The organism is Chryseobacterium sp. TB1-D10 (assembly GCF_059803555.1).
The window spans coordinates 64,210-72,262 of the sequence record NZ_JAPFHB010000016.1 but is presented as its reverse complement, the minus strand read 5'-3'; the positions used below and the strand labels follow the sequence as shown (position 1 = coordinate 72,262).

At 33.3% G+C, this 8,053-nt stretch carries 5 protein-coding genes; 1 reads left to right on the top strand and 4 read right to left on the bottom strand.

Features of this window, described 5'->3' with window-relative positions:
• Window positions 1-45 precede the first annotated feature (45 nt).
• A complete protein-coding gene (locus OPU68_RS17445; RefSeq protein ID WP_498475198.1) occupies window positions 46-624 on the top strand; it encodes a restriction endonuclease subunit S in 579 nt (192 codons plus the stop codon).
• Here OPU68_RS17445 and OPU68_RS17440 read toward each other — a convergent pair.
• From OPU68_RS17440 to OPU68_RS17425, 4 genes are read right to left on the bottom strand one after another with little or no spacing between them, the layout of a single operon-like run.
• Window positions 617-1,828: a restriction endonuclease subunit S gene (locus tag OPU68_RS17440; protein WP_498475196.1), complete on the bottom strand. Its 1,212-nt coding sequence runs from the start codon at window positions 1,826-1,828 to the stop codon at window positions 617-619. The two genes, OPU68_RS17445 and OPU68_RS17440, sit on opposite strands and share 8 nt — an antisense overlap.
• A 47-nt stretch (window positions 1,829-1,875) precedes the next feature.
• On the bottom strand, window positions 1,876-3,501 hold the full coding sequence (locus OPU68_RS17435; protein ID WP_271248045.1) for a type I restriction-modification system subunit M: 1,626 nt from the start codon (window positions 3,499-3,501) through the stop codon (window positions 1,876-1,878).
• 2 nt (window positions 3,502-3,503) lie between these two features.
• Complete coding sequence (locus OPU68_RS17430; RefSeq protein ID WP_271248046.1) at window positions 3,504-4,628, bottom strand: AAA family ATPase; 1,125 nt, start codon at window positions 4,626-4,628, stop codon at window positions 3,504-3,506.
• A complete protein-coding gene (locus tag OPU68_RS17425) occupies window positions 4,621-7,698 on the bottom strand; it encodes a type I restriction endonuclease subunit R (RefSeq protein ID WP_271248047.1) in 3,078 nt (1,025 codons plus the stop codon). Before OPU68_RS17425 ends, OPU68_RS17430 begins: the two co-directional genes overlap by 8 nt.
• Between the last annotated feature and the right edge of the window lie 355 nt (window positions 7,699-8,053).

Sequence of the window (8,053 nt, the reverse complement as noted above, 5' to 3'; positions counted from 1 at the left end):
AATTATAAAGCTATTCTTCAATATTTCGAAATCGAGTTTGATTAGATTTGGGATTATTTTTCTTTTAGTAAAGGACTTTGTCAGAAAATATTTGAACTCGACCTATTTCAATTTTCTGTTCTTCCTTTAAAATTACTTTGTGTTATAAAAAAAGGACAACAAATAAATGCCTCTGAATTATCTAAAAAAGGGCTTTATTATGTAATGAATGGGGGTATATTACCATCAGGCTACCATTCTGAATATAATTCGGATGCAGAAACCATTTCTATAAGTGAAGGTGGAAATTCCTGTGGATATATTCAATATAACTATTATAAATTTTGGAGTGGAGGACATTGCTATACGCTGAATAAAATTAACAAAAAAATTAAAAGCAAATATTTGTATTATTACTTGAAAGCAAATGAAAATAAAATTATGGCACTTCGAGTAGGTTCTGGATTACCCAATATTCAAAAATCTGCGTTAGAAAAATTTGAAGTAAAAATTCCCAATCTATATATACAGGATAAAGTCATACTAGCTTTGGATAGTTTATCAAACAAATTTTTTGTAGAAAATAAACTTCTTAGGGGATATCAGCAGCAGAAAAATTATCTATTACAGAACCTATTTATATAAACAGATTCTGCAATAGATATCGCTTTTGATATTGGTATTTGTCTAGTAAATTTTTCTCGATTTGTATCTTCTTATCAATGGAAGAAATGAATTGGGAAATAACCACTTGTTCATCAAAATTGGGAATATAGATTTTGATTTGCTTTAAGTCTTTAATGTAGATATGCTTCACAGTTGTTCCTGAAACCAATTCAATAATTCTTTTCTTTTCCGAATTTAAAATATAAGATAAAAAGATTGGGTTTATATTTGATTGTGGTCGTAAAATATTGATGTCGCCACCCAAAATTACATTGTCCTCTAATAAAGCGCTTGCTGTTGCTAAACCTAATGGAGTAACATCTGAACTTGGCATTAGAACATCTCCGGTTTTACTTTTGAAACCCTCGATATCGGTGTGAGAAAAAATATCTGAAATGACAGTTTTGTATTTTGTAAACAATTCTCCGTAGTGAATACATTTCAAACGCCCATCTTTTACAATGTCGCTTTTTGACAAGGGACTTCCTTTGTGAAATTCGCAAACCTCTTCTAGATTCTTCAATTGCCATTCCTCTTTAAATTCTTTAAATCTAATTTTCTGAGAAAAAAGTTTTTCACTTAGTCCTTTAATTAAGGTTTCTAATTCTTCAATTATTTTGTTTTGGGTTGAAATTCTCTCATCTAAAATTGAGAGGAATGAAGCTATTTTCTTTTGCTCATCTTGAGTTGGAAATGATATAAGAGCTTCACGCAAAGTTTTTAAAGATAAATTTTTAATCGTAGAGCCGGTAAGTTCAGACTTAAAGAAGTCTTGGATAGACTTCGTTTGCAATGTGTGATAAAAAAAATCTGAATTCTTTTCAAAATTGAAATATCCTACACTTTTTCCCAGCATTAAATTTTTATTATTACATCTTGCTATATTGCCGATTGTTCCATTTATCGAAATCAAGATTGTATTTTTATTCAAACCTTTGTTATTTTTCGTATAAGTCTCAGCATCAACTCTCTTAGTGTTACTATTCAATTCAACCTTTCCATTTACGAGATTATTTCCATTTATGAAATAATAATCCGATTCATTTACATACACAGGAGTTCCATGCAAACCATCTCCAATTTTCATTGCAATTTCCCCCAGTTTCCTCACTTCCCACTCCTCCGCAAACCCCGGGAATCTCAAATTGGGAACATTAGCTACATTTAATTTTTTATTTGTCATCTTGATAATTCAACTTTTGTTAGTAAAAACATTAAGGATATAAAAAATTAAAAAGTTAACCCCAATTCTTTAAAGTACCCCTCAATTTCTTTGTCCAATTCAGAACGCTTGGCTTCCAAAGACTTAATTTCCTGCATTACGGCTTGGATATCAATCGGCTCTTCGTCTATATGCGTACTTACATAACGGGAAATATTAAGGTTATATCCATTTTCTTCAATCTCACTCATAGGAACTCTTCTGGAATACCTTTCTTGCTCATTACGGAACTGATAAGTTTCAACGATTTTGTCGATATCATTAGGTTCCCCGTTTTCGCCCTCACGCAGACGGTTTTGTCTTTTGTCCTTTTTATAGCATTCGCTTGCATTGATGAACAAAACATCATCAAATCTTTTGCATTTTTTCAAAACCAGAATACAAACCGGGATACCTGTGGAAAAGAATAAATTTGAAGGGAGTCCAATTACGGTATCTATATGATTATCTTTCAATAATTTGGCTCGGATACGTTCTTCAGCACCACTTCGGAACAATACGCCGTGCGGAAGGATTATTGCCATAGTCCCCTCATTGGAAAGATAATGAAATCCGTGAATCAAAAATGCAAAATCGGCCGCTGATTTGGGAGCCAAACCGTAACTTTTGAAACGAAAATCATCTGCTAGGCTATCGTTAGGTTCCCATTTTAAACTAAAGGGGGGATTAGCCACAATCCCATCAAATTCGATTTTTTTGGCAGGATTCATTTCATTAAGCATATCCCAATCATTGGTAAGCGTATCACCGTGGTGAATCTCAAATTCGGTATCTTTTACCCCGTGTAGCAGCATATTCATACGGGCAAGGTTATAGGTAGTGATATTCTTCTCTTGTCCGTAAATTTTCCCGATATGCCCACCGCTTTCTTCTAATTGCCTGCGTACATTTAAAAGCAAAGAACCTGAACCGCAAGCGAAATCAAATACTTTATCTAATTTTTTCTTTTCTCCCAATGCAGGATTCTGGCTATCTAAAATTACAATTTTAGATAAAATGGTAGACATCTGTTGCGGGGTATAGAATTCACCTGCTTTTTTTCCGGAACCCGCTGCAAACTGTCCGATAAGATATTCGTAAGCATCTCCTAAGATGTCTGTATCTGTAGAAAAAACCGCAATCCCTTCTGCTATTTTCTGGATGATGGTACAAAGCTTTTTGTTTCTTTCAGGAGCTGTTTTACCCAATTTTTCGGAATTGAGGTTGATTTCCGAAAATAATCCCTGAAATGCACTTTCAAAAGATTCATTTTCGATATAACGGAAGCCTGCTTCCAGTGTTAGGAGTAAATCACCGTTTTGAGTCCTGGCAAGCTCAGAAATATTACTCCATAAATGTTGTGGTTTGATGACATAGTGGATTTTTCGACGCATCTGTTTTTCGAAATCAGGCACATCTGCTTCGTTGGCTTTATACCAAATTCCTAAAGCAGGAGACTTATCCCCTTCTTTTAATTGAGGATAATCTTTTCCTAATTCTTTCTTTGCCGCTTCTTCATAATTATCTGACAGATAACGAAGGAATAAAAACGAGAGCATATAATCGCGGAAATCATCTGCGTTCATTGCCCCGCGTAATTGGTCGGCTATTTCCCAAAGGGTCTTACCCAATTGTTGCTGTTGCTTTAATGTCATAATTATTTTATTTCTTCACTAAGTACTTCGGGTAAATAAAATTCATATTTCCCAAGAAACTCATATAATATATTTTTGAAAAGTTCTTTATTATCAACGCCCATCTCTACTGGTTCATAAATGGAATATTTCCCATGGCTCAAAAGATTAAGTGCACGTGCATATAATACTTCATCGTTTATACCATGTATACACTTAGAAAAATCGTCAAACCCGAAAAAAGTTGCTGTTTTTTCCAAAGTACTTCTTAACATATTAAAATGATAAGTACTGATTTTATTTGATTCTGCCGCTTGTTTCAACTCACTCAGAAGAGCGACATGGTGAAAAAATGGAGTATCATCAGTTGCTCTTAATGTATGTCCTTCAGCTCCATTTTTGTGCAGAAAGTATCGTTTATGGTTATTCTTTTTCAGTTCATTGCACATCACATTAAAAAACAGGTTATGATGAGAGGACAAAATCATTTTAACCTTTCCAACTCCTTTTTTCAATATCTTAACTAAATCGCTTGCTACAGCGATTGCATTATTGTCATCTAAAGAAGAAATGGGGTCATCGATGTATATATACTTAACCCAGTTGTACGCTTCATCACCATCTATAGTCAGTTCACAAATTACTAGGAAAATACACCAAATGAAGATATTTTCCTCTCCACGAGATATTTTAATATTATCCTGAATAATATATTCTGGTTCTTCTGTGTTTGTTTTAAATTTTGGATTTTTAATGTTTTTACTGAATACTACTTGCCATTTTTCATAATCAACTTTAAAGTCAAATTCAGCATAGCGTTCCAAATACGCGAAGATTTTTTCTTCCAAAGCTAATTCTCTGAAACCATTAAAAAAATTTGATTTAGAGTTTATTTTTAGCGTTCTATCTCTGTCATTATCTAAGTCATTGTCCCAGTAAAAAAGGTCCTCTGTAAAAGCATTAAAATAAAGTGTATCTGAATTAGCCAGCTGCTTACCTTTATCCTTAAATGCCATTGAGATTCTAGTTTTTCCTGTTCCATTATAAGCGTATAGCAAAACAAAATCTGAATTGTTCAAATCATCTCGCAGTCTGGTTACCAGACGTGGCAATGTTTTGTAGTTGTATATTTTAGGTTGACTACTCATAAGCGGCCAATCCTGATATTTCGCGACCTTGCACCTGTTTTTTCAGAAGGGGAACCAAGTCTTCCATTAATGAAAGTTCTTTTAGTCTGCGTTCTTTCCAACTTAGTTCCAAAGGTTCTAAGAGGTCGGTTAGTTTCTCTCCGTCAAAAATCATTCTTGTTATCACTTGGTCTATAAATTTTTTCAGAGTCGCTATAGATAGGTTATGTTTATCAGCAATTTCTAACAATTCTTTGTTATTTTTTTCTATTTTAAAAGTTTCATAACCATTTTTCAGCGTTTGTTCGTCTTGTCCGCTATTCCAGTCCAAGCTATTGATGTAGTCAGTCAAATCTTCTTGTTCATCTATAAAATTGGCGTTTGAAGTAAGAAGGCTGATTATCTGTGTTTTTGTCATTTTTTGCTTAGCTGGCTTTTTCTGCATATTCTCGGCAATTAATGACATTATATAGTCATAATCAATCAGCGTAGAGGCGAAAAGGACAAATTCAAAATCAAGCTGCTGTATATCAATCGGAGCTTTATCTCCTTCTTCTTGCTGTATCTTTTTGAAATGTTTAGCTGTTTCTATATAGGAACTTCTGAATGACCTTAAAGTATCTTCGGGCAAAATGCTTTCAATGACACTCTTCTCTTCTGTATCTAAATCGGTGTATTGGTCTAGTTGGGTTTTTAATCGCTGAACTTCTTTAAAGTTTTTCACAAATGCAATTTTGGCAGCATCACCTCTTAGATTATATACTTCTTCCGGCTCACAAATTAGATTATTTTTGGACATAAAATCTTCCAATTGGGCGACCGCTTCTTTATATTTTTCGATTACAATTGGCGCAGGGTCGACCAACCATATTTCTTTTGCTTTTTCTTTAGAATCTTCACCGGAAAATAATGTAATAGCAGCATTCACATTATTTTGTTGTTGGCGAAAATCTAATACATTACCATAAGGTTTAGTATCATTTAGTACTCTATTAGTTCGGGAAAATGCCTGTATTAATCCGTGATATTTGAGATTCTTGTCTACATACAGCGTATTGAGATATTTGGAATCAAATCCGGTAAGAAGCATATCTACAACAATAGTTATATCAATTTTATTTTTGTGTGGATAATCTGCGTTACTGTATTTATGGTCTTTTATACGTTTTTGTACATCCTGATAGTATAAATCAAACTCGTTGCTGCTGTGATTGGTATCATATTGTCGATTATAATCATCAATAATAGTTTTTAAAGCGGCTTTCTTCTCGTCAGGATTCTGTCTATTATCTTCCTTTTCCTGTTCTAAATCTTCTTGAATCTGTTGAATATCTTTGTTACCTTCTGCAGGTGGAGAAAACACGCAGGTTATATTAAGTGACTCATAATCTTCGTTTTCTGCATTCTTTTGTTGCTGTATTTTCTTAAAAAGCCGATAATATTCGATAGCGTTATTGATAGATGCTGTTGCAAAGACTGCATTAAAACGCCTGTTATTGGTTGCTGCATCGTGCTTTTCGATAATTGCATCTACCACAGCTTTTTGAGCGAGCGCTTCACCATATTTAAGTTTTATATTGCCTTGTCCTTTGAAGTAATCTATATGAAAACGTAATACATTTTCGTCACCAATTGCGTTGGTAATGGTGTAAGCGTGCAGTTGTTTTTCAAAAATATCCTCGGTTGTCTTATAGAAAGCCTGCTCACCTTCCCGAACTGTATAGTTGGAATTCTGTGGAAAAATTGGTGTACCAGTAAATCCGAAAAGTTGAGCATTGGGAAAAAATTCTTTGATAGCTTTATGATTTTCTCCGAATTGAGAACGGTGACACTCGTCAAAAATGAAAACTACACGCTTTTTGCTCAAGGGTTGAAGACGTTCTTTATAATTTTTACGGTTACTTTCATCTAGTGCTAACCCCAGTTTCTGAATGGTAGTAACAATCACTTTATCAGCATAATCCGTAGAAAGAAGTCTTTTCACAAGAGTTTCTGTATTAGTATTAGCTTCTACACTTCCTTCCTGAAATTTATTAAACTCTTCACGGGTTTGCCTGTCCAAATCTTTACGGTCTACTACAAAAAGACATTTTTCGATATTGGGATTATCTTTCAAAAGTGTTGAAGCTTTAAAAGATGTTAATGTTTTACCACTTCCTGTTGTATGCCAGATATACCCGTTTCCGCGATTCTGATGAATACAGTCTAAAATGGCTTTCACAGCATAAATCTGATAAGGGCGCATCACCAGCATTTTTTGCTCACTTTCCACAAGTACCATATATTTGCTAATTAATTCCCCCAACGTGCATTTAGGAAGAAATTTTTCAGCAAAAGAATCTAATCCACTAATTTTTTTATTGGATTCGTCTGCCAATTTATAAACGGGTAAAAACCGCTCATCCGCATTAAAAGTAAAATGCTGATTTTTATTGTTGGCAAAATAATAAGTATTACTTCTGTTGCTAACTATAAATAATTGCATAAAACAAAGTAAAGAATTGGTATATCCATTACCTGAATCATTTTTATAATCTACAATCTGCTGCATTGCTTTACGCGGTGAGAGCTCAAGTGTTTTAAGTTCAACCTGAACAACGGGAATTCCATTAATGAGAATAATTACATCATACCGATGATTGCTATTTTCTGTATTTATTCTTAATTGATTGATAACCTCATATTCATTTTTGCACCAATCTTTGATATCTACCAATGTATAATGTAATGGTGTTCCGTCTTCACGCTGAAAATAATTCCTTGCACGTAATAATTTCGAAGCGTTAAAAACATCAGGATTTGTAATATCCGCTTTTAATCGCTCAAATTCATTCTCTGTTAATTTTACCCTATTAAGAGCCTCAAATTTCTCACGAAAATTCTTTTCTAATGTATATCTATCCCGTATATCTTTGCGGTAAACATATTTTAGGTCTTCTAGTTTTTTGATAAAAAATTCTTCAATCTGCGCTTCTTTGGTCATAGTATTATTCAACTGAATTATAATTTTATTGAAAGTATCAAATATACCAATATTTATGGAGAAATGCTCTCTTGCTAATTGTGCACATTCATAATTTACTATTTTCAATTAATACTTTTATCGTTTATTTACAACAATAAAGTTATAATTTTTAGATATCAATATTTTAAGGTTTGCCGTAAACTTCCAAACATAATAGCCTGTGGTGTCTCTATTAACTTCCTCACACAAATTGAAAAGATAATAACTATTATTTCCGTGTTTAACTAATATATTTTGCATCTGAGGAATATATTGTGCTAAAGCCTTAATGCGCTTATTCAGATTTTTATCGCTGAAATAATTTCCGAAATATAGATTTTCTAAACATTCCAAATCTCGTTCAACTAATTTTTTCAAAGGACAATATCGGGATAAATGTAAAAAATAGATCTTGTAGGAATAGCCGTACTAGTGAACCTCA